This is a genomic window from Kitasatospora herbaricolor, assembly GCF_030813695.1.
In the GTDB taxonomy this organism is placed as follows: Bacteria; Actinomycetota; Actinomycetes; order Streptomycetales; family Streptomycetaceae; genus Kitasatospora; species Kitasatospora herbaricolor.
The window spans coordinates 38,251-61,781 of the sequence record NZ_JAUSVA010000002.1; the positions used below are offsets into that span (position 1 = coordinate 38,251).

A 23,531-nucleotide genomic window follows, 5' to 3' on the forward strand; every position below is an offset into this window, starting at 1 on the left:
TATGAGATCTCCGTGGATCAGGCCCCGCAGAGTCCTCTACGCTCGGCGGATGAGCGATGAAAAGTTCCCGATGGTCGGCGACTTCAGAGAACTTGGGCACGGCAGGCCGGATGGGTCGTCGCTTTGGGCCGCCGCGGGCGTCAGGGAGCCGGCTCACGCTCGTGAGCTGATCCAGTACCTTCACGACGGTGTGGTTCTGGCCGCAACGGCTGGACTCACGCATGATGTCCTCAGCCCCGACAGGACCGTCATCGGTGGGCTCTCCCTGCTGACCGATGGGCAATGGCTTTGGTACTCCGACCTTGCCCACTACGTCGAGCACCATCATGTCGCTCTCGACCCCCGGTTCGTCACCCATGCGCGGAGCCGAGGCTGGACTGTGCGCAACTCAGTCGTCAGGACTTGCTCGACATGGAAGCCGCGCTCTTCGACGACGTCGCAGACTGACACCGCGCTGTTGCACCTCATTCCGCAGCCCGCGCCAGAGGCGGTGGGCCGGGCCATGACGCCGGCCCACCGCGAGCGAGTCGCCGGAGCATGATGCCGATCATCGCCCAGCGGATCATGGTCTCTATCCGCTCTTCCCCAACCCCGTCGTCGCCGAGTCACTCTTGGACCGGCTGATCAACACCAGCCACCAGGTCATCATGAACGGTCCCAGCTACAGACCGAACAAGCGGCCCAAGGACCTGACCGACAAGCTGATCACCTAGCGTCTGGGCCGGTCCACGTTCCACTCCCGCGGCAGGGCCTCGTCGCAGAAGACGCAGACGAAGTCGTCCTCGCGCACGATGTTGAGCTGCTGACAGGAAGGGCAGCGGCGGAACACCACCTCGTGCGTGAAGCCGGACGGGCGAACGATCCCGGCCTGGTCCAGGGCCTCGGCGACGGCCGGCCACGAGCTGACGTCCGGGCAGTAGCCGGTCGACTGATTACTGACCTCGTCTATCGCCCACCGTCCGGACTCCTCGCGGAAGCCGATCTCACCGGCGCTCAGGACCATGTCTCCACCGGCACACACCACGTGCTCACTGCGGCGCGGCGCGAGCCGCAAGGCCCCAGCCTGATCGACAACGAAGGTGAAGGGCTCGGACAACTCCTCCGCTGTCCGAGCCGAGGCCCACTCGTCGAAGTCGGCCGGCGAACGCATAAGCTGACCGTCACCGCCCGGGCGGACGAGACTCCTCAGGTCGGCCGGTCCAACATAGCGATACCTCCACCCGCGCATGGTCATGCTCACCAACCTAGACCCGACTGGGGCGAGGACCTGGGGAATTGCGTGATCGTCGACATCTGCAACTGGCCCTGCTACGACGCACGGCCGCGCGACCCGAGAGCGCGCCGCTGGCCATCTCCTACTTCCTCGGCGACCGCCCGCTCTCCTGCGGCGCCCCCGCAACCCCTGACCGTGCTGTTTCTGCCGTGCGGACCGAACGGACTGCCGCCGACGGGTCACGGTGCGGCCCGATGACGGGCCGCACCGGTCGGGCGGGTCTTCGGCCTGGTGAGGGCAGCCGGATGCACGGTGCCGCTGCCCCAGCGTCGGGCGGCCTTGTCGATGACCGGCTCCAGCACTCGCCTGTCCTCGGTCATCGCATCCAGGGTGAGCTGGACGAAGGCACGCTCGGCCGCCAGCAGGGCGCCGACGCGGGCGGTGACGGCGCGGATGCGGGCCCGCTGCAGACGGAGTGCCCCGAACACGGCTAGAGGGTCTCCTGGAGGACGGGAGTGTGCGCAGTCGGTTCGCGCAGGGTCCGGGAGCGGGTCGTCGTGATGCGGTCCGCGTAGGTGATCTGCAGCTCCACCGCGCGGGCGCTCCTGGCGCCGTGCGCGGCCGCGGGCGCCGAGGTCGTCCGCCAGGGCGAGGAGGGCCTGGCGGACCTGGTCGGGGTCGAGGACGTCGTGCTCGAAGCGGCGGGTGGCGCGAAGCACGCCGGCGGGGCGGCCGGGTGCGACGGTGCGTGGGTCGGTGCCGTGGGCGCGCTGGTGCAGGAGCCAGCCGATAGCAGACCCGAAACCCGTCTCCGTGTTCCCGCCCAAAGCGCCCAGGCGGCAACGTAGCGTGTCCGCGAGTGTGCTTGTCCGATCGGCATCCCACCCCGATCGGAGAAACCAGTACAGGGCCCCGGACAGGACGACCGAGTGGAAGCGAGTGGCGACGAACCCGCGCTCACAGTGCTGTGCCCCCACTGCAAAGCCCCACCCGGAGTCATGTGTGGCGGCCGCAGCACCGTCCATCCCGTACGGCGCGGCGCAGCCCGAAGCGGTCCCCGGGTCCAACCTCCCCACAGGTCTGCCGTTCCCGCACACGTCGTCCGCGCGCCGTTAGGGTCTCCGGATGATCGACACCGACCCCCTGGTACCTGTCCTCATCAGGTTGCTCATCGACAACATCTGGTTCCTCGACAGTTGCGACGACGACGCAGTGGACCCCGACTCCGCAGTGAAGGTAATGGAGGGCGTTGCCTCGGCGCTCAAGGATCTGCCCTCCGAACAGGTCGCCCGGTTCCTGCTTGTGCTTCAGAGCCTGGCCGAAGCCGAGACCGACCCCGACCGACGGGAGTTCCTGGAGGCATTCCCCTACGCCTGCGACCTGGTCGAGGACGAGTCCAGCTCGGCGTGGCCCTCGCCTCCCCCGCCGGCGCAGCGGCGCCGGCCGCGCCCGCTCACCGGGCCCCGGGTGAGGTGGTCAGCACCACCCTGTTGGGCGCCCTCGACGCGCTGCCCGTCACGGACGAGGACCGCACCGGCTACGTCCGCACCGCGTTCCGGCACTGGATCGACGCCGACAAGGACGGATGCGATACCCGCCGGGAGGTCATCATCGACGAAGCCGTCCAGGCACCCGAGGTCGGTGCGCGCTGCGCCCTGACGGGCGGTGAGTGGTACTCCCCCTACGACGCGGTGACCGTCTCCGACGCCGCCGGCTTGGACGTCGACCACATGTTATCCGCACCTGCGACGGATCACCGTGGATGAAGATGCTGGTCACTGGGTCAACGGCATGCCGACGACAGCTCTCTGGCGTCCCGATTGCGGGGACTGTCAGTGGGGTGGGTGATGCTTCTCCTGTGACGCTCCAGGACGAGAACCCGATCGACGGTCAAGCGGCCGGCGATTGCCTGCCTGATCCGCGTTCTCTGATCGAGGACACCGACTGGTCTTCGCTGGAGCACGCTTACGGGCCGGCGCAGGACACGCCGCTGCGCCTGATCCAACTCCTGGCCGAGGAGCCGGAGGTCCAGGCCGAGGCATTGGGGCTGCTCGACATGTCGGTCCTGCACCAGGATTCCTTATACAGCGCCACGGCGCCGGCCGCGCTGTTCATCGCCACGATCCTGGACGACCACCGCACGCTGGCCCGGCACGAGAGCTACTTTCCCTGGGACGACGACCGCTCCCGGCCGCTGCGCGCCGCCCTGCTCGAATGGCTGGGCCGGGTAGCGGACTCGGCCGCCTACGGCGAGAGGACCGGCGCGGAAGACGGCAACGACCCGGGAGCCACCGACGCCGTCAGAGCCGTTCGCGGACCGATCTGCAACGCCGTCACCGCGCACCTGCTCGCCCCGGACCCAGCCGTCCGGGAGACTGCCCTCGGCGCTGCCACCGCACTCCTGCAGGCTCCAGACCTGGCCGGACGGATCGTCACCACCACCCAGTTTCTCCGACGTCTACTCGCCGAGAGCACCGACGGGCGTGAACGCGCAGCCACGGTTCTGACGATCGGGGCCTGGGGCGAGGACACCAGCGAACTGCTCACTGATCCCGACCCCGCCGTCCGGGCCTGCGCGGCGCTGGCACCCGCCTGTATCGGCAACACCCAGGCAACGCAGGTGATCCTCAACGCCCTGCTCGAACCGGCCACCGTCGACTCCTGGCTCCCGGAGCCCACTGCCGCCGACCCGTGGATCGTGGACCCGTTGCCGCAGATCGAAGGCCGTCTACGGCACGCCCTGCTGTCTGCGGCCATCGAACGCACCGACGACTTCGAAGAACTGCTCGCGGTCGCCGTAGCCTGCGTGCCCTTCTGCAGCAACCTCACCATCGGCGACGACTGGGGCCCCCTGCTGGCTGCGGCCTTCCCGTCCGGCTACAGCCCGGGGGCCGAGCTCACACCCGCCCAGCACCGCTTTCTCAGAGTGCTCGCGGACCGCGATGTGTGCTGGCGATATACCCACCTCATCGCGTCCTGGTTTCAGGACATCGGCCTTCCCGCAGACCGGGATGCCATCAAGGCGCTTCTGGAGCAAACTCGTTGAGAGACCCTGGGCGTCACGTCGGAAGCCGCCGGGAATCACTGCGGTTCGTACCGGGCCAGACGGCGTCGAAGTTCCAGGTTCTCGCCGTGGGCCGCCTCCAGGGCCTTCCGTAGCCGCGCGATCTCCTCGCGGTGGGCCCGCTGCTGCTGTGAAAGGCGTGCGCTCAGGGCTCGTACGGCCGCCGAAGTCGACGACGGCGCTTCGGCGTCCGCCTGACGCACTCCGGGAACCCGGCCACCTTTCGCACGGTGGCGTTCGATCAGGCTGCGGATCTCGGGGTGCCTGTAGAGGAAGTCGGTGCTCACGCCTGCTACACGGGCAACGGCGGTGAAACTGACGGGCTGGCCGGCCCCGACAATTTGGGCGAGCGCGGTCCGGGCCCGCTTGTCGGCGTCCGCTGGCGCACCCGACCGGGCGGAACCGTCCGTTGACCACAGCGAGGGAAGGCACGCCTTGAGCCCGTTGCCCGCCCGGCCGTTCGCCTCCAGCAGCTCCGCCATGGCCTCGGCAGCCGTCCACCAGCCCGTGGCGACGTACGGCGCGAGCACCTCCAGCGCCTCGGCCTGCTGGCCCCGCTCGCTGAGCAACCGGGTCCACTCCCTCGCGCAGAACCACTCACCACGGCCGGCCCAGAACTCCACCTCCTCGGCAAGGCCGAACTCAAGGAGCTGGGAGACCAGGCGCGGTGAGAGACAGCCCGATTGTGTCCGGGCCCGGTAGTCAAGATCAGCTGCTTCCACGACCAAGCACCGTAGCCCACGCCCCCGACATCCCCGACAGCTCCGGACATCGCACGCATGGAATGACGCTCCCCGCCAGTCGGCGCGGCGGAATGGAGCGCGGCCGAGCGCCAGGCCTACGCCAACGACCTGGACGAGCCGCGCGCGCTGATCGCCGTCACCGCCAGGTCCAACCGCCAGAAGGCCGACAAGGACCCCGCCGACTGGCTCCCCTCAGCCACGGAATACCGCTGCACCTACCGCCATCAAGACCCGCTGGCACCTGAACGTCGACCCCCGCGAGAAGGACACCCTGCAACGCATCGCAGCCGGCTGCCCCGACGAGGAGTTGACGGACACGCTCGCACGCTGACCCGTCGCCTCTGGCCTGCCGGAACCGTCGCCCGGGCCCCGGAGTAGAGATCAGCAGCGTCCACGGCCACACGGAGCTCGCCCCTGACACTGCGCCGACACCCCGGCAGAGCCGAGAACAGCACAGTGGACTCATGCCTCCGGCCAACCGAGCAGGCGGGAATTCTGTCGACGGAGCCGACTCGTCACGACAGACTCGCGCGGATGGACAGCAACACACTGATCGCCGCGCTCGCCGAAGGCGACGACGCCGAGTTCGCCCGCCTCCTGGACCGTGTCCCCGACGAGGAACTGGTAGGTCCGGAAGGCACCGCGCTGCTGGAGGCCGCTGCTCGGGCGCGTCGGGCCGAGGCGGTGTGGGAGCTGGTCAACCTGCGGGGCGTCGACGCCGCGCGACCGTGGACGGGCGGCGTCGACCCGGTGGGGTGGGCCGCCGAGCACGGCCTGGTCGACGTCCTACACAGCCTGCTCGACGGGACGGGCAAGAGCCTCGTGCTGCACCGTCGAGCACTGCGCGTCGCCAAGGCGGCCCTCGCCGCCGACCCCTGCGGTCCGCAGGCCCACAGGGGCGTGGTCAGCATGCTGGAGTTCGACCTCGGCCTGTTCTGTGAGCCCGCCGAACTGGTCGCCCGGGCCTTGGTGCACGCCGATCCGGACCATGCGGACTGGAATGAGTCGCTGCTGGTGATCGCTCGCCGCGCCGACCGTGAACTCCTCGCTTGGGCCTGCGCCCGCGTCCTGGACGCACCGTCACTCGCCGCACGCCGCTTCGCTCTCGACGCCCTCCTCCACCTCGGAATCGGCAGCAACTTCCTGGACGGCAGCGACGGCGAGGACGACGGCACCGAATTCGCCGACGCTGCCGTCACGTTCCTGGAGCCGCTGCTCGACACCGAGCAGGACCCGTACGCGCTGAAAACCGTGCTGCACGGCCTGGACATGCACAACTGGCACAATCACCGGGCCGCCCTGCCACACCTCGAACACCCGGACGCCACTGTGCGGAGCGCCGCCGTGATCGCTACGGCGGGCGCCCTCGCACACCCCGCCCCAGAGCTGGACCAGGACCTCGCGGCAGCGCTCCTTCGCCGCGCAGCGGACCTGGATCCTGAGGTACGCAGAGTGACCGCAAGCGCGTTCACCGGTGCCCTCGCGCACCGCAGCGCCGCCGACGTCGACCCGCGGATCCTCGCTGCCGTGCTGCGCCTGGCAGATGACCCGGCCGCGGCGGTACGGGCCGCCGCCACCTACGCGCTGTACCGCTCCGGGCTGGACACCCCAGCCCTGCGAGCCGCACTCACCGGCCGTCTGGACGACGCCGAGGTCGACATCGACGTGCGGATCCAGGCGGCCGGCGCACTCGCCGTACGTGGGGACCTGCGGGGCCGTGGCGTCCTTGACGAGATCAGCCGGGGCCTCACCGGCCACCGAAGCCCGGGCCACGGCATGATGGGCGACGTCCAGCACATGCTCCGCATCTACGCCTCGAGTGATTCCGGTGAGTAATCCCAACATGTGCTCTGGCGGCGCTCCTTCCGGGCCCCGAGGCCCAGGCTCCGCCAGGTCGCGACGGCTTCGTCGAGCGGTCCTGGAGGTGTCCCCGACGCGCTTGTATCCGCCACCAGCTATCGGTCGTCAGATGAGCCCTAAACTGCCTCCATGTCGGCCCAGTCACGTGGACGCGCCGTTCCCCGGCAGCTACGAGGACATCAACGGCTACCTCCGCAAGGACGGGACCGGCTCCGCCGACATGGACACCCGCGTCGCGGACATCGACAAGGCTCTGGCCGGCAGCACCCTTCCCGAGGACGCCGTCATCAGCCGGGGAACCCGCGTCAAGCACTTCGACGTCGACGACCCGCTCCTGCTGGAAGGACGGACGTTCACTGAGAAGGCGTACGTGTCCACCTCCCTCGGCGACGCCGCCATGAGCGACAAGCCCGTCATCATGCACCTGAAGGTGCCCGAGGGAACCCCGGGCATGTACCTCGGAGAAGTCTCCAACCTCCTGGGGATCGAGCGGGAGGTCCTCCTGGGACGCGGCACCCGCTGGAGGGCGGACCGGGTCATCAAGGGCCCGGACGGCAAGATCCACATCTACGGAGAAGTCCTGTGACCACCCAAGAAAGCAACCCGCACATGAACCGCGACAACGAAGACGCCCCGCGACTGCACGACGACCTGCAGTTCCAGGCCACCGACGACGGCCCGCCCCGCTACGCCTCCACCACCGACAACCCCGTCGAATACGTGGCGGTGGCCAACGCCACCAAGGGCGTGATCGGCTACATCTGGGCCAACGACACCGACGGCGCGGCAGGCTGGATGGCCCGCCCCGCAGCAAAGCCCGACTCGGTCAACGGGGCCAGGCCCTGGCACCAGCTCCTGCGCCGCTACAAGGCCCAGAACCTCCTGCCCTCGGAGGCGATCGCCCTGCTCGCGGCCCATCCCGGCGGCGAGATCGGCCGCGTCGTCGCCGGCTCCCGAACCCGCGCCGACAGCCTTGCCGCACTCCGGGAGATCGCCGCGCACTGAGCTGCCACGGCGGCCCCAGGGAATCGAGGGCCGGGTGACGACCGGCAGGAACGCTTGGAGAACGTGCTTACAGCTCCTCAGACGATGAGCCCCGCTTGCGGTTGGCGAAGGGGAGTATTCCGTGAAGCGCGCTGACCTCCGCGATCAGCTCGGCCTCGACCCAGCCAGGGGGCGGTTCGGACACGGTGCGCCAGGCGACCAGGAGCCTGTCGGAGTCGGCGAGGTGGCGAGGTGCCAGATGTACCCGGCGCCGCTGTGACCGGCGTTGCGCCCCTGGCCCTGGCGCCGGTAGGCGTTCAGCCGTCCTCGCAGCCCTTGACGGCTGGCGGCCTTGCCGACGTGCACCACCGTGGCGCCGGGCACCCAAACGCTGTTCAGGGTGGCGATCGTCGTGGAGGGGTCCTGACCCCTGCGGCGGCCGGCAGGGCTGCGTGCGAGGAAGACCGGGTGTGACGCGGCCGGGACCTGCGCGGTCGCCACTTTGCCGCCACCCATCTCGAGCTGCGGCTACAGGCCCTTCCGCTCGCCGTCCACGGCCGGCGCCACATCCGATGCCCCGGAGATCATCCGGTAGACCTCCTGCTGCTGCGCACCGCTTCTGACCGCCCGCCCAAGCCGAACCCTCAAGGCCGGGTGAGGAGCATCTTGACCCGACAGCCGCGGCCTTGCCGCCAGCGGACCGCGCCGCACGTGAACCCCATACCCAGCCTCGGCGGAAGGGGCGAGGACCGGGGCGCCCCCGCTCTCCGCAACCGCCTCGGTCGGGGCGAGACCGGACATCCCGTCACCCGCCACCCGTCCGCTGCTCCGGGCCGCCGGCTGAGCGGCGGCCCGGAGCAGCGGACGCGCGGGCATCTTCGACGCAGCGCTGCCCCTCCATGACCGTCGCCCGGCACGCCGTCGAGCCGCCGAGGATGGAAGGGCTCAGAGGCGCACATGTTACGAATCGGACAATCCCTTGGCACGGCATGGAGCAGCGCCACGACAATGGCGGTTCGGAACACGTCGGCGGAGGTAGCGTGCAACAAGGGCAACATCCGCCGGTCCAGGCCTCCCTGCCTTCCTCCGTAACGCGGCTTGTCGACCTGGTGGCACAGGCGACTGACGGGATCACAGTCCCTGATCTCACCGCGGCAGTCCGCGCCAAGTACCCGGGATTCCCTTCGGCACGGGTCTCCGACCTGAAGCGAGCCATCGCCGGCGGCGCGCTGATCGAGGAGACCGGTCGGGTTCGTGTTCCGCGGCCCGTGCCGACCCCGGCCGCCCAGCCCCGGACCGTCGAACCGGCCCTGGGCAGCTCAGGGTTTCGAGTCGTGGCCTTCGACCTGGAGAGCATCTCGCGGAGCATCGCCGTTGCGCCGTGGACGGACCGGCGGATCTTCCAGATCGGCGCCGTGCGGATGGGCACCGACGAGACCTGGAGCACGGAGCAGCCCCGGTTCGAACGGTGGGTCGCACTTCCCGAGGGGGAATGGGAGCTCTCCGACCCGGTGCGGCGCAAACGGCACGCTGCCGAGGCTGTCGGTCTGCGCGAGGCCATCGAGGGCTTACGGGCGTTCTGCGGCAACGCGGACCTGATCATCGCCCACAACGGCAACGCCGCCGACTTCCCGCTGTTGGACGAGGAGTGCCGACGGGCCGGCATCCCTGTTCTGGACACTCACCGGGCCGACTCGCTCTATCTCGCCCATGCTCTCCTGCCGGTCTCCGGCAGTCACCGGCTGGCGTCCATCGCGGAGGAGTTCGGGGCTGATCAGGCGGGGCTGACCGCTCATGACGCGGTGGACGATGCCGTGCTGCTGTCCCGGATCCTGCGCCAGGCCAGCTCCGCCTATGCGCTCTGGCCGGCGGAGCAGCGGGACCTCGTGTTCGCGGTCTGCCCGGACTCCCGCTCGTGGCTCCTGTTGCGTCACCTCGCCGGTCTGTCGGTCACCGCCCCGATGTCCTGGACGACGACCGCCGTTTCGGCCGCGGTCGACCGGACTCTGACGGGACATGCTCCGCGTCGGGATGCCGGTGCGGCTTCGGGAAGGGCCGCCCTGACGGTCGGTGTTTCGCTCCGAGGCGCTGACGGGCGAGTCGATCCGACGTCACTGGCCTCCACGATCCGTGCGAAAGCTCAGAGGCGTGAGGCGCAGGAGGAGATGGCCGCTGCCCTGCACGCCTGGACCGACGCTGCGGTGCCCGCCCTGGTGGAGGCCCCGACAGGCACGGGAAAGAGCCTGGCGGTGCTGGCGTGCGCGCTCGATTGGCTGGCGGGCGCGCCTGACCGGGTCGCGGTGATCGCCACCAACACCAAGCAGCTGCAGAACCAGCTCGCCCGTGACGTGGATGCCCTGGAGAAGTCGAGCCCGGGTCTGCTGGCGGCGTCCGATCTGGTCAAGGGCAGCACCAACCGGCTGTCCTTACGCAGCCTCATCTCAGCGTTGACGCAGGCCACTGATGTCGGCCGCGACACGCATGGCGGTCGGCGTTTCCTCGAGCAGCCCGAGTACCGCGAACTACTGGTCTACCTGTGGTTGCGCCTCTCCGCCGCCATCCGTCCGCCGCTGAGTTGGACGGCCCGCTCCGTGGATCCGGTGGACGTACCCCCGCACTTCGTGGAGAGCATCGGGCCGAGGCTGGGCGAGTGGCTGCTCTCGCTGTCCCAGGGAGTCGGCGGGGAGTACCTCCCGTCCAGTGGGAGCTTCCTGGCCAGGCATACCGACACTGTGCGCGAGGCGCTCTCCTCTCACCGGTTGCTGCTGGCCAACCATGCCCTCGTCCTCTCGCACCTCGACGACCTGCGTGCCATGCCCGGGGAAGTCCTCCTCGTGATGGACGAGGCGCATCAGGTCGAGGACGCGGCGACCTCGGCGCTCACCGTCTCATTTGACTACGCAGTCGTCGAGGACATGGTGGCCGAGTGCACCGCGTGGGCTCGTACGGCACGTTCCGGCCCCTCCGGGCGGAACGTCCAGGCGGTACTCGACGAGATGGAGAGCATGCTGGACCACGAGCAGCTTCCCCGTGCCGTGGCGGAGGCGTTCGACGGGTCGGCCGTCGGCGGAGCCCTCGTGGGCTCTCGTACGACCACGCTGGCCGGCCCTTTCAGCGGCAGCTCGGGGGTTCGGGCCGCGCGCGCGGTTCAGCGTCACCTACGCACGATCGCCGCCCTCACCGGCAGGCTCACCGCGGCTTTGGCCGCCCACGCGGCGCAGAACGTCCCGCCGCTCGACTTCTTCGAGTCCGAACGCCTCGCCGCGATGTACGCCCGGGCGGGCGATCTCAAGGCGGCCGCGGACACGGTGACCTCCGACATCGATGCGGTACTCGGCCCGTCGACGTCCACCGCACAGCCTCGTTCGCGCGCGTCCGACGGTGTCGTCCCTCCGTCCGCCTCCTCGGCGGCTCATTCCGCTCAGGACGAGGCGGCCGAGGATCACGAGGACGTGCCGCAAACCGCGGAGCAGGAAGCCCTGCCCGGACTGCCTCCGATGCCGAACCGGCTGGTGTACGCCGAGGAGAGCGAGATCCCTCGCGCCGGGCTGCGGAACTACCGGTTCCGGCTCTCATCGAGCCCGATCGAGCTGCCGGCCGATCCCGATTGGCAGCGATTCCTGTCAGCCTTCCCACGCACGTACTACGTTTCGGCGACCCTGCGGGTGGCGGGCAGCTGGGACTTCGTCCGCGGGCGTCTCGGCCTGCCTGCCAGCATGGCCGCCCTGCACTTGCGGTCGCCATTCCCCCTGGGTCGGCAGACCGAGGTGGTGTGCCTCGCAGACTTCCCGTCCTGGGCGGAGCAGCAGGACGGGGCGATGCGCACGGTCGCCCACCAACTGGCCGGATATGCGGCGGAAATGGTGCGGCCGGCCGCATCGGAGGAGGGTGACGGCCTGCTGGGACGGGGTGGCTGGGACGGTGGCGCTCTGGTCCTGACCACGGCGCGCGCCACCGCCGCGGGAATCAGCGACCGGCTCGCCACCGAGCTTCGCCGCCGAGGCCATCAGGCACCGGTCCTCAATGCCGTGACGCTCGGCAACAGCCGCGGCTTCCGCGACTTCACCGACCGGGACGACGGAGGCGGCTTTCTGGTCGGCACCCGCGGTCTCTGGCAGGGCGTGGATGTCGAAGACGAGCGCCGGCTGAGCCTAGTCTGGATCAACAAGCTCCCCTTCGCACCGTTCGCCGCGCCTCTCGTCGAGGCGCGACGGGCTGCGGTACGGGCTCGCGCCGAGGCCGCCTGTGAGGAGGATCCCGACGCCTTCGCCACCTACCACTACTACCTACCGCTGGCGGCGATCCAGCTGCGCCAAGCGGTAGGCCGTCTGATCAGATCGGACCGGCACCGCGGGATCGTCATCATCTCCGACCGGAAGCTGGCCGGCCGCTCCGCCCTGCGCCGGGCCTACCGTCGGACGTTCCTGGGCAGCCTGGAGCCCGAACTGCTGCGCCCCGATCCGCTCACCGGCGAGCCCGGTGGCGGGAATGTCGTCGGGATGGCGGAGGGCTGGGCCAGGATCTGGGGCTTCCTCGCAGACCACGGCCTCCTGGCGCATGAGCGGGCTGCCGAGCTGTCCCAGCCGGAGACGCTTCTGGAGCACGTCCTGTTACCGCAGACCCGGCGGATCCGGGAGCTGGAACTTACTTCTGACCAAGTGACAGAACTGCGCCGGCGCGGTTCGCTGGCGGAGGAGGTCCTCCGGCGCAGCGCCGAGGTCGCGGGGTTGCTGCGCTTGACGGACGAACCTGCGTCGTTCCGGCTGAAGGCTGCCCAGCAGGCGGTGATCGGTGCGGTCGCCGAGGGACGCAACGTGCTGGCGCTGTTGCCGACCGGGTTCGGCAAGAGCTACACATTCCAGCTACCCGCCCTGGTGATGCCAGGGACGACGATCGTGGTCAGCCCGCTCGTCGCACTGATGCAGGATCAGGCGTTGGAGTTGAACCGGTCAATCGGCGGCGCGGTTCGTGCGCTGGTCGCGCCGCTGCGCGAGTCGAGTAGCCGGGCCGGTAAGACCGAGGTTGCCGAGCAGCTCCTGGGGCGCGGTGAGCACGGCATCAAGCTGGTGTACGTGAGTCCGGAGCGGCTGTGCCAGCGGCGTTTCCGGGAGGTGGTCCGCCGAGGGGCGGAGTTGGGCAGGGTCGGCAGGATCGTGCTCGACGAGGCGCACACGATCGTGCAGTGGGACGACTTCCGGCCGGGGATGCAGCGGGTGGAGCGTTTCCTGGCCGAGCTGCGTGCGGATTTCGGTCTGTCCGTCACCGCCCTGACCGCCACGGCCAACCGTACGGTTCACGCGGGTCTTCGCGAAGGCGTGTTCGAGCTGCCGGGCGAGCCACCTGCGGTGGGAAGTCCGGCAGAGCGGCGGGAGGAGCGGAGCCCGGGCGTCCGGGGCTCGCTCGTGACGGTCCGGGAGAACCCCATCCGCCCTGAGCTTGCGGTTTTCCGCAGGGCGTTGGGGCGGTCGGGGCCGGTGACCGCAGCCAGGCTCGCCGAGGAGGTGGTGGACACCGTGCGTGATCACGCGGTGGTGTACTGCCTGACGGTCAAGGAGGTGGTGATCCTGCATGCTCATCTTCGCGACTATCTGGGCGAGTCGGGCCGCCGCGTCCGGCGCTTCCACGGCCGGCTGACTGAGGCGGAGAAGGCCGCAGTGATGGCCGAGTTCCGTGAGGCACCCCGCCGTGGCGAGGAGGGCTTCGCACCGTTGATCGTCGTGGCCACCACCGCATTCGGCCTGGGCATCGATCGAGACGACATCCGGACTGTCTTCTGCGCGTCCGCGCCGACGGATCTTGCGGCGCTGTACCAGCAGGTCGGGAGGGCGGGCCGGGACGTCGCGGGACGCGGAGCACCCGGCGAGGCGGACGAGCCGCCCAACGTCGGGCTGGCCCTGCTGACCGGCCGGGGACTGCGGACGATCGCCTGGATGACCGGTATCGACCTGGCGCCGTCACTGTTCGTACGTATGGGCGAGCAGGTCCTCGCAGCTCGTGACGGCTTCCTCGACGCCACACAGATCGCCGACACGCTGATAGGCGAGGACCTGGCGGCCGGCCGACTCACCGACGAGGACGCCCGCCGGGCCCGGACCGCCGAGGCCTACCGCACCGGCGTGATGAGGACGTTCACCGCCCTGGCCAGCCTCGGCGCCGTGACCGACCTGGGCGACTTCCCACCGCGGTGCGCGGTGCGCGAGGGCGAGTCCGAGCGGTCGTCAGCCGCGGACCCGGTCGAACAGGCGGTGGCGGCCATAATCCTGGCCCTGCCAGCTCGCTCCCCCAGCCCGGGCCGCCTCCACCGGAGCGCCCTGGACGTCGTCCGCCTGGACGACGTCCTGGTTCGGTCCGTCGACGGCTACCGCGCATACGCCGAAGGGCCAGCCGGAACGTGGGAACTGCTCGCGGATCTCCACGACCGCGGTGTCCTGGACGTCTCTGCCGCACCCAGCGACCATCTGGTGAGCAGCCTTCGGATCCATCACAACACGGTGCCTGCCGCGCTCTCGCGGCAATTGGCAGGCCGAGCGGAGCGCAGCGCACGGGAGACCGCCCTGCTCCGGGACTTCTTCACCGACACCACCACCTGCTCGCAGCGCAAGTTCGCCGACTACTTCGGCGTGCCCGACCTCCCGCCCGGCTGTTGCACCAACGCGGCCAACCGCTGCTCCGCTTGCTGGGAGGATCCCGGCCTTCCGAGGGAGGAGATCCGGCCCGACGCCGCCAAGGCACTAGCGACACCGATCGGGCTTCTGCGCGGAGCCAGCCCGAGGGTGGACGCAGAGCATCTGCAGAGGCGGCTCGACGAGCAGATTTACCAGCTGATCTGGGCAGTGCACCGGGGCCTGCACCCCTCCGCGATCCGGCGGGCCCTCCACGGCGAGGAGTCCTGGTACTCACCACGGCTCGGACGTCGAGCCCGACTGCATCCCGCCCTGCGCAACAACCGGCACTTCGGTGCCCGGGCCGATGTCGCCCACGCCGACGTGGAGGCAAGTCTGGCCCGTCTCGCCGCAGCCGACCGTGTGCGTGCTGACGAGACCCGTTGGCGAGCCGTGCCCCATCTGCGGGCCAGCCGCACGTCCTGAACTGCCCCGACCGCTGTTCCTGCCCCACCCACCCGCATCGCCCTAGGAGCCAGCCCATCCTGTACCGCAGTTCCGCCAGTCCTTCCGTCGCTCCCAGCCAGGACGTGTGGCGACCGTACGACGACCCACCGTTGCTCACCTCTGCGATGACACTCGGCCTCGCCGCCGTGGGCCCGGGCGAGGCCGAGCCTCTCGGCCGGTACCTGAGCGCTCTCGTGGCCGCCCGCGGCTGCCCCGTCCACATCGCGGTCGCCTTCAATGCCGTATTCCTCGGCTACGACGTGGGCGCCGGCGGATACGTCGGCGGCCCCATCGAACTGGGCGATTTTCCGTCCGTCAGCCTCGGTGACGCCACTACCGCGCTGCCCGTCGGCGCCATGGTCAACGTGCGCACCGGTGCCGAGGCGTTCCCGGCCGAGGTGGTCTACAAGGAAGGGGCCCATCCCCTCGTCGACACGGCCAACTGGGGCGAGCTGCCCGCCTGGGTCTCCGGTGCCCCGGGCAACGCGGCCGGGCCCGGTGAGGTCACCACAGGGGAGCCGCCGGTGCTGCGTGAGCGGCTTGTGATCGACACCGACGCCTTCGGCCACGGACTGTCCGCCTCCCCCGCGCAACTCCAGCGGATGCGGCGCAAAGGCCGGTGGGTGGACCCGGACGGGCATGTGCTGCTGAACGCGTGCTACGACTCGCAGACGGCGGCAGACCTCAGCGACATCGACTTCTACGCCCGCTTCATGAGTACCACCGGCCGCACGCTGCTCCTCAGCCCTCTCGCGCCCGCCCCCTTTCCCACCCTGCTGGCCCCCGGCACCGGGCACGAGCAGTTGGAGAGCGCTTTGAAGGGTGTCCTCCGCACCCTTCGTGACATCCTGCGCAGCCGCAACGATCTGCGGATGCACGGCGACTACGCCGTCACCCGCCGCTCCTACGCGGCCCGGCTCGCCGACGACGGCCCGTTGGGCCGGACCGTTCTCGAGCACCTGGCCGTCAATGTCGCGCGATCGGCCGTTCCTCGCGCACGCCGTGGCGCCGTACCGCGCCCCACCGCCCACCACACCGCTGTCGGTCCCGCGCTGCGTGCACTCCACGGCACTGAAGGCCTCTTCATGGGGCTCGCCTACCCGACCGTGGTCAGCCACGCCAATCTGCTCATCACGGACTACGTGCGTTCGGAGTCCGACGAGGAGACCGGACTGCTCGACAACGGTGTGTACCTGCGCCTGGACGACGCCTGGCAGAGCGGCGGTGTCTGGCGAGCCGAGTGGCCGGGCGAGGCCAGAACTTCGGGCGGGCCGAACGAACCGGGGGGCCGTGGCTGGCGGGACACCCTCCCCCAGGACCCCTCGGCACCGGCCGTGCAACCGGACGCGCACGAGCTTGCCGCAGCCGACGAGCAGACCCACGCAGAGGTGGCCCCTCCGTGGCTGCCCGACGACTCGGATCTCGGCGCAGTCGAGGGACTCACCGTAGCCAACAGCCAGATCGACTGGACCCAGCCTCTTCGTCTCCGGCACATCCTGGACTCGGTCCTGCCGTTGCCGCCCGCAGTCGCCGAGGGGCTGAAGGGGACCGAGTGGTCGGGCCGACAGGTGCGCCTGGAGCTCGACCATGCCGGACATCCGCTGCCGCCCGGCGACAGCATTCTCATGACCTCCCTCGAAACCGACGGCGACCGCAGCCGTCTCCACGACGTGGACTGGCCGCTGGAGTTCGTCCCCGGGATGCTGCTGACCCTCAGCTGGGTGCGCGGCGGTGGTGCGGTCCGGGCCCGCACCACGCTGCTGAACACGCCCGTCCTGATCGACGGAGAGGAGATCCGGCACCGCTTCGATCCCCGGGTGCGAACTCGCGACACGGCTCCTGGGAACACCTGGGCCAAGGATCACGGGGCGCCGGACCTGACGCCGAAGGCGCGCGTCCTGCGTGCCGTCCGGATCATGGGACTCCTGGACAATTTCGGTCGCGCCTTGTTCCCGGCCGAACGCCTGACCGAAGCCATCGCCCGCACGTCACCAGGCCAGACGCCTCTACCGGAGCTCGCAGAGACTACCCACGCCATGCTCGCGGCAGGGGATCTCACCGAGGAATGGGGCAGCCAGGAACCGTCAGGGAAGGTCCACCACCCTGTCATTGCGGGACAGCCGAAGATCCGGCTCCTCTGCTACACGCCCCGGCATGCAGACATGCCAAGCCGGACGCCACCCGGCCCCGCACAACCGGAGGGCCGCCATCCCACCGTCGGCCACCGCGTGCACGGCCACCTGCGCCGCATCGGGCACCTCGACCACCAGCCAAGCATTGAGGCCCGCGAGGCCTACCGCCGGGACAGGGAACTGTGGGGACTGATCGGGAGCCTGGACATCCCACCCGGCTACACCTACGTACTCGAACACCGCCGCGGCAGCTGAACACGCCCGCCGCTCGATTCCGGAAACCACCCTCTCGGAGCACTCTTGACCAAGCGCCGAACCTCCTCCCCCAAGAACTGCACGGACGAGGAGCCCTACCCCGTTGTCATGCCCAACCCGCTCTCCCTGACCGCCCCACCCGACGAGGTCTCCGCCGCCCTACGGAGCCTTTCCAAGGCGTTGACCCATCTCGCCGACCCCCTGCACCCGGCGCTGGGCCGAGTGACCGAACAGGACCTCCTCACAACGCTCCAGGCAATGCAGCAGACCGAGCGCACCCACGCCCTTCAAGCACTCGGCATCGCCGTCCCCGCCACCAGCGTCAACCTGCCGATGTGCCGGGACATGCTCACACGCATGCGACGTGCTCCCGACTCCACCCGCACCCGCCATGCACTGCGGCATCTGAGCGGACGGGTGAAACCCGCACTGATCCATGCCTCGCACCAAGCCGAACCGCATGCCCTCGCCGACACTCCGCCCTGGACGCACGGGATGCTGCGTCTCTGCCTCTGGGCGCACGCGACGGCAGACATCGACGACGCCCGCGTCTGGGCCTGGGCGCTGCAGCTCGATTGGATGACCTCCGACCTCGACCCGGCGGCCGTGTCAAAGATCGCGGCCGCGGCTGAGGCCGTGCTCGCGCTGGCACCGCACCGGGTCCACCCCGGCGAGGACACCCCGCCCGCCCGGCGAAGCGAGGTCCTCGAACCGGTGGACGAGCAGGTGTCCCCCTCCCGAGCCACGGTGCCGGCGCCACGCCCGGCCCCTGCGGACGCCGACCCGGGTGATCCGGCCGACCTCCGGACCCTGCTCGCCGCCCTCCAGGTGACGGTGTCGACAACACAGCCGCCAGCTGAGCGGATCGCCTCCGCAATCCGCGACGGGGCGCGGCCGCTGGACGCCGATCTCGCCGCCCTTCAGCGACTCGTGCACGACTTCGACGAGGCCCTGGAACTGTTCTCCGACCTCGGGCTCGGCACACCTCGGGCGAGGATCGCAGACCTGGAGTCGGCCGCGGAGAAGGCCGAGGAACAGGCCGGAACGCAAGCCGCCGAGGAACTCGTCCGTACCGATCTGGCAGCCGTGGCCGATCTGCGGGCCCCCGAGGGGTCACCGGCATTCGATCTGCTGCCCGTGGCCCAGCAACTGGGTCGCGACCTCCTCGCATCCACGGCCTGGACCGAGGAGCTCCGCACCAGGGCCGACGCTCTGGCGGCCCTGCCCCGACTGATCGCCCTGGTCGGCAGCGAAGCCACGGACACCGGGCAGATGCTGGCGTTGCAGAGCACGCTGGTCCAGGGCCTGCCGGAGCTGACCACTCTCGCGTTCAACTTCGACATCATCGTCCTGGCTCCAACTCCTCAGCCCTGCGCGACCCCGACCGGCGTGAAGAGCACCGGCGCCGGCACGCCGGCCCCGCCCGGTGCCCTCACCGAAGCCGTCCTGAAGGACCCGCCCCAGGCGACCAGCACTCCCGATCCCGCCACCCCACCAGCACGGACCGGTCGACCGGAACAGCCGGAACAGCCGCAACAGCCGCAACAGCCGCCCGCCATGGTGGCCCGGCCGGTCCGGACCGAAAGCCCCGGCCACCACCCAGGGGAGGAGAACCATACCGGCCGGCCAACCGGGGGCGCCCACAACACCCCTGACCCGGACGACCTGGCTACTGCAACCATCGCGAGCCTGCTTCCGAGCGAGCGCTACGGCCTGGCCTACCACGTGGCAGCCGTCGCGGACTGGAGCGCCCAGCGACAGGCCGCGCTGCGCATCGCCGCGTACGCGCACGGCATCCGCACCGAGGCGGGCGGCTGCGCGGCCGCCCTGGCTGAGGAGATGACCGGTCTCGACGTGGAAGCGGTCGCCGTGGACTGGCCCGCCGCCGCCCTCGTGGTACCGGCGATCATCCGGACTTGCCTTGTGTCGGGGGAGTACACGGCAGGTGCGAGGCTCCACGAGCTGGCTCCGCGGCTGGAGGACAACCTCGGGACCATCGCATCGGAGATCGCCCGGCGGGTACTGTCGGGGGCGCTGGTGGAGTGCCCGCCGCTGAACGTCGTGGAGGACGTCGCGACCCTGGAGCGCGACCTGGCCCGGGCCCAGGATGCCTGCCGTGCAGCACTGCGCAAGCCTGCCCGCAGCCGGTTTCCGCGAGCGGAACAGATTGCACGTCAGTTGCTCGCCGACGACGGCCTTCTGGGGTCGGTGTTCCAGCATGTCATCGCGGACGACCGTGATTCCATCCCGGAGGTGGTCCGCTCCCTCCAGAGGATCCGTAGGCTCACCGTGGTGCAGTCGGAACTCGGCCGTTTGGATGCCGAGATCAACTCCAGCGGGAAGCCCCTGCAGGGCAAGGCACGGCAGGAGCTGATCCGGCTGGTGGAGGTCCGGGCCCGCCCCGTCGAGCAGTGGGTCATCGCGGCCCGATCCCTTTCCCGCCCCCGCTCACAGGATCTCTCACGGAACACCGGCGAGGTCGAGGCCATGCGCCGCACTGTGCTCCAACGGCGGTCGGCGGTCCTGGCGGCATTGTCCTCCCGGGCCGAGCAAGGGTCGGACACCCTGGCCAGAGCCGCGGCACTCGGTGCCGACGCGTCGATGAGGCATACTTTCGCACTCCTGGAAGGCAGTGAGCGGCTTCCTGAGCTGGAGCTGCCGCTGGGGCTGGTCCTTGACGCCGAGCTTCTCAAGCTGCCCGGGGTCAGTACCGAGGCCGAGAGTGACCGCATCACCCGACCGGCGGTGTCCGTCCGGGAGCTCACCGCCGCGGCCGACCGGAGCTGGGCCCACTCGGTGCGCGAACAGGTGCTCGCCGAGCGCTTCGACGCGGTCGACCACCTGATCCTCTGCACCGAACAGGGTCTCCTCCGAGAACCGGACGGCACTCGCGCGGTCGTTCCCGAGGAGGTGCGCAAGGAGGCGAAGGAGACGCAACTGCAGATCTCCCGCGACCTGACGGCCCGCCACGAGGAGCTGAACGGCGAACTGCGGCATGCCCGACTCGACAATTCGGTCTCCCAGGAACAGGAGTGGAACCTTGACCGCCGCCTCCAGGCCGCGGCGCCCGAGCGTCCGGAGCTCGCTGTGGTTCGAGCGGAGCTGGACAGCATCGCCGCAGAACTGACCCGACTGCGGGAGCTGCACGAGGCGGGGCTACGATCCCGGCTCGATGCGGTGGAGGACACCGACCCCGTGGACCGCGACCGGGTGGGCGCTGTGCTGGCCGAGCGGCAGTTCAGCACCGCGGAGGAAATGATCTCCCAGCTGGAGAGTGGCGAGGGCATCCCCCAGATCGGTGAGGAACAGCGGGAGCTCGACCGCTTCTTCCCTGCCGTTCCGCAAGCGCTGTCCAGCGGCATCACCGACGAACTGATCAAGGCCGTGCGGAGCCGTCGACGCCATCGCGGTCTGCCGGAGCTGGACTACTCCGCGCTCTCCGAGGAGAACGCGGAACGGGCCGCCGCCGCGCTGCAGAGCTGGTCGGTCATGGGTAGCCGTTCGGGCGGCCAGCGGCAGGAGGGCCTGCGCGAGCAGGAATCGCTGACCCCGGCGCTGAGACTGATCGGCTACAGCAGCCTGCGCCGGCCCCAGCGACGGGACGATCTGCGCAAGGGGCCGGACTACCGCTTCCTCGATCTGCCCGACGTGCGGCTGACCGGTCGGGCCCAGGTCCCCGCCTTCGGCTCCGATCTGGGCCCCAACCTCCGGATCATGCTGGTGTGGGGACAGCCGGCCCCGGAGCGGCTGCTGAGCTACGCAGAGCACGATGGAGCCCGCGACAGCCTGCTGATCGCCTACTTCGGCACCATGTCCGCCAAGGACAGGGCGGCACTCGCCGTGAGAACCGTCGGACACCGCCCGATCGTCGTCCTCGACGACGCGGCGCTGGCGTACCTGGCCGCTCATGGCAACGGCCGCCTGGACGCGGCGATGAACATCCTGGTGCCGTTCTCCGGGATCAACCCGTACATCAGCGAGAAGCGGGGCCGCGTCGCGGACGAGATGTTCTTCGGCCGTCATAAGGAGCTGCACGGGCTCACCGGTCCCAGTGGCACCCAGGTGGTGTTCGGGGGCCGAGGACTCGGCAAGTCGGCCCTGCTGAAGGCTGCCGGCCAGTTCTTCGAAAAGCAGGACGCCGCCCACAGGATCAGCCTGCTGATCAGCTTGGACGGTGTGCACTTCGGGGGGGCGGCCACGTCCTCGGCGGTGTGGCACGAGATCGGCCGCAAGCTGGACACCCGCGGCGTCAAGGCGAAGCGACGCAGCAGATCGGTGCCTGCCTTCGCCTTCGACCAGGTCAGAGATGCCATCGAAGCCTGGCAGCTTCGGGAAGACCCCCAGCACCAGCTGCTGATTCTGCTCGACGAGGCAGACCGCTTCTTCGAAGCCGACGCCCCCGGCTTCCTTGAGACCCGGCGCCTGCGGGACCTGGGCCAGGACAGCAACGGCAGGGTCAAGGCTGTCTTCGCTGGCCTGCACTCCGTTCAACGCTTCGCGAAGGTCGCGGGGAACAGTCCGTTCAGCCACCTCGCCCAGAAACCCACAGTGGTCGGTCCGCTCTTCCCGCAGGACGCCGCGAACCTCCTCTCAAAGCCGCTGTCGGTGTTGGGCTACGAGTTCGAAGACGTCAACCTGGTGCACCGGATCCTGGGCTACTGCTCGTACCAGCCCTTCCTCCTGCAGATGTTCGGGCACCGGCTGGTCGAAGTGATGCATCGTCGGCGTGCCGACGGTCAGGACGCGGGGATTCCGCCGTACCGGATCACCCGCAACGACGTGCAGGCAGTCCACAGCGACCCGGCCTTGCAGCAGAAGATCACCTCCGCCTTCCGCGACACTCTGCTGCTGGACCACCGCTACAACGTGATCGCCAATGTGCTCGCCCAGCACGCACACGACCACGGCATGCACTCCCGCCTGACTCAGGCGGAACTCCGCGACCTCTGCCGGTACTACTGGCCGACCGGCTTCCGCTCACTGGACGCCGAGGCGTTCCGCGCCTACCTCGCGGAAATGGAGGGACTCGGAGTACTGGGCCCTGACACCGGCATGGGTTGGCACCTGCGGAGCACCAACGCCCTACGAATGATCGGCACCCGGTCCGAGGTCGAGGACCAGTTGACCAGCGCCGAGTCCGAGAGCATGCCGGAGGAGTTCGCCTCGCTGGAGGCGCGTCCTGCCCTCGCCGACGGTTCATACGCACCTCTGACCACCCGGCAGGTGGCCGATGTGCTCGGCCACCACGGCTCCCAAGTCCGGGTCGTCCTCGGAACCGACGCCACCGGAATCCGGCAGGCCGATTCCGCACTGAGGATCCTGACCGAAAAGGCCGGCGGATGGACGGTTCCGGCGGTCCGAGGCCGTGGCGATTTCCAGCGTGAACTCGTCGACGGAAAAGCCGAAGAGAAGAGGGCGATCCTGAGCGACCTCACAGCAAGAGCACCACAGGACACCGCCTGTCTCGAGTCACTGCAGGAGGCGCTCTGCGATCTCCCCGCCGATCCGAGGGTGACCCGCTCCGCGGTGCTGATGGCCGGCCCGCAGCAGATCGCGCTGTGGCAAAGTGCTCTGGTGACGCCCAGCCGCGAGCCGTCCTTCGGAGTGATCGTGCTGCGGCGCTATACACGCCAGGGCCTGCGGCTGTGGGCACTGGACCAGCAGCGATTCACCGACGAGGACCATCTCGGCCAGCTCGGCACGATGACCGGCGGGTGGCCGATCCTTCTCGACCGGGTCTCGGCGCACCTCAAGGAAGGCCTCAGCTCGAAGCGTGCACTCTCCAAGGCCGCCGAGACCCTGGACGATCCGCAGGGTTGCGCCGATTTTGTGCGATCGGTCGGCCTCGCCGACCAGCCGGACCTTGCTGCTGCGTATCGGTCCGTCCACTCCTACATGGAACCAGGAGGGCTGGAGTACGCCGATCTCATCGCCGCAGCCGAGGACGACAGAGGGCGGGAACAGGCAGAGACCGCGATCGCCTGCCTCGACGCCATGCAGGTCTTCGAGCGGCTGAGCCCAGATCTGTTCGGACTCGAATCCGTGCTGTCCAACTGCTGGCTGCGGACCGAGTCGGTGTGAGTGCGGTGGTGGGCCGGACCTCACTCCCCCGACCCACCACCGGTCACTGCGGCATTCCGCCCGGTGTCCGGCGCCGCGGACCGATGGTGC

Annotated in this window: 13 protein-coding genes and 1 pseudogene; 10 read left to right on the forward strand and 4 right to left on the reverse strand. The window is 69.8% G+C overall.

The features are described 5' to 3' along the window. Window positions 1–49: 49 nt before the first annotated feature. Window positions 50–541: a hypothetical protein gene (locus J2S46_RS00615; protein ID WP_229913440.1), complete on the forward strand. Its 492-nt coding sequence runs from the start codon at window positions 50–52 to the stop codon at window positions 539–541. 31 nt (window positions 542–572) lie between these two features. Further along, window positions 573–713: pseudogene (locus J2S46_RS00620) on the forward strand (ATP-binding protein); the annotation flags it as partial. Here J2S46_RS00620 and J2S46_RS00625 read toward each other — a convergent pair. From J2S46_RS00625 to J2S46_RS41075, 3 genes are all read right to left on the reverse strand, one after another. Then, on the reverse strand, window positions 710–1,234 hold the full coding sequence (locus tag J2S46_RS00625; protein WP_191294726.1) for a hypothetical protein: 525 nt from the start codon (window positions 1,232–1,234) through the stop codon (window positions 710–712). The pseudogene J2S46_RS00620 and the gene J2S46_RS00625 overlap by 4 nt on opposite strands. Window positions 1,235–1,452: 218 nt before the next feature. After that, window positions 1,453–1,701: a hypothetical protein gene (locus J2S46_RS00630; protein WP_191294727.1), complete on the reverse strand. Its 249-nt coding sequence runs from the start codon at window positions 1,699–1,701 to the stop codon at window positions 1,453–1,455. A 2-nt stretch (window positions 1,702–1,703) separates the two neighbouring features. After that, window positions 1,704–2,213, reverse strand: a complete 510-nt coding sequence (locus tag J2S46_RS41075) for a DinB/UmuC family translesion DNA polymerase (RefSeq protein WP_503129173.1) — start codon at window positions 2,211–2,213, stop codon at window positions 1,704–1,706. Between J2S46_RS41075 and J2S46_RS41080 the strand changes: the two genes are divergently transcribed. Together J2S46_RS41080 and J2S46_RS00640 are read left to right on the forward strand one after the other, a co-directional pair. Then, on the forward strand, window positions 2,143–2,979 hold the full coding sequence (locus tag J2S46_RS41080; protein ID WP_503129174.1) for a zinc finger domain-containing protein: 837 nt from the start codon (window positions 2,143–2,145) through the stop codon (window positions 2,977–2,979). The genes J2S46_RS41075 and J2S46_RS41080 overlap by 71 nt on opposite strands. A gap of 92 nt (window positions 2,980–3,071) precedes the next feature. Beyond that, window positions 3,072–4,259 (forward strand): HEAT repeat domain-containing protein, encoded by a 1,188-nt coding sequence (locus J2S46_RS00640; RefSeq protein ID WP_307348152.1) that lies wholly within the window; start codon window positions 3,072–3,074, stop codon window positions 4,257–4,259. A 35-nt stretch (window positions 4,260–4,294) separates the two neighbouring features. Here the strand turns inward: J2S46_RS00640 and J2S46_RS00645 are convergent, their stop codons facing one another. Beyond that, window positions 4,295–4,999, reverse strand: coding sequence for a DUF6262 family protein (locus tag J2S46_RS00645; protein ID WP_191294630.1), 705 nt, complete (start codon window positions 4,997–4,999; stop codon window positions 4,295–4,297). A gap of 555 nt (window positions 5,000–5,554) precedes the next feature. Between J2S46_RS00645 and J2S46_RS00650 the strand changes: the two genes are divergently transcribed. From J2S46_RS00650 to J2S46_RS00675, 6 genes are all read left to right on the forward strand, one after another. Continuing rightward, complete coding sequence (locus J2S46_RS00650; RefSeq protein WP_191294629.1) at window positions 5,555–6,856, forward strand: hypothetical protein; 1,302 nt, start codon at window positions 5,555–5,557, stop codon at window positions 6,854–6,856. Between the two features lie 169 nt (window positions 6,857–7,025). Further along, entirely contained in the window at window positions 7,026–7,466 is a 441-nt protein-coding gene (locus tag J2S46_RS00655; RefSeq protein WP_191294628.1) for an ADP-ribosyltransferase, read from the forward strand. Then, entirely contained in the window at window positions 7,463–7,885 is a 423-nt protein-coding gene (locus J2S46_RS00660) for a hypothetical protein (RefSeq protein ID WP_191294627.1), read from the forward strand. The genes J2S46_RS00655 and J2S46_RS00660 overlap by 4 nt, the downstream gene beginning before the upstream one ends. A gap of 968 nt (window positions 7,886–8,853) precedes the next feature. Then, window positions 8,854–14,952, forward strand: a complete 6,099-nt coding sequence (locus J2S46_RS00665) for a DEAD/DEAH box helicase (RefSeq protein ID WP_191294626.1) — start codon at window positions 8,854–8,856, stop codon at window positions 14,950–14,952. Between the two features lie 146 nt (window positions 14,953–15,098). Further along, window positions 15,099–17,360, forward strand: coding sequence for a hypothetical protein (locus J2S46_RS00670; protein WP_191294625.1), 2,262 nt, complete (start codon window positions 15,099–15,101; stop codon window positions 17,358–17,360). A gap of 108 nt (window positions 17,361–17,468) precedes the next feature. Next, window positions 17,469–23,441 (forward strand): AAA family ATPase, encoded by a 5,973-nt coding sequence (locus J2S46_RS00675; protein WP_191294624.1) that lies wholly within the window; start codon window positions 17,469–17,471, stop codon window positions 23,439–23,441. The last annotated feature ends 90 nt before the right edge of the window (window positions 23,442–23,531 follow it).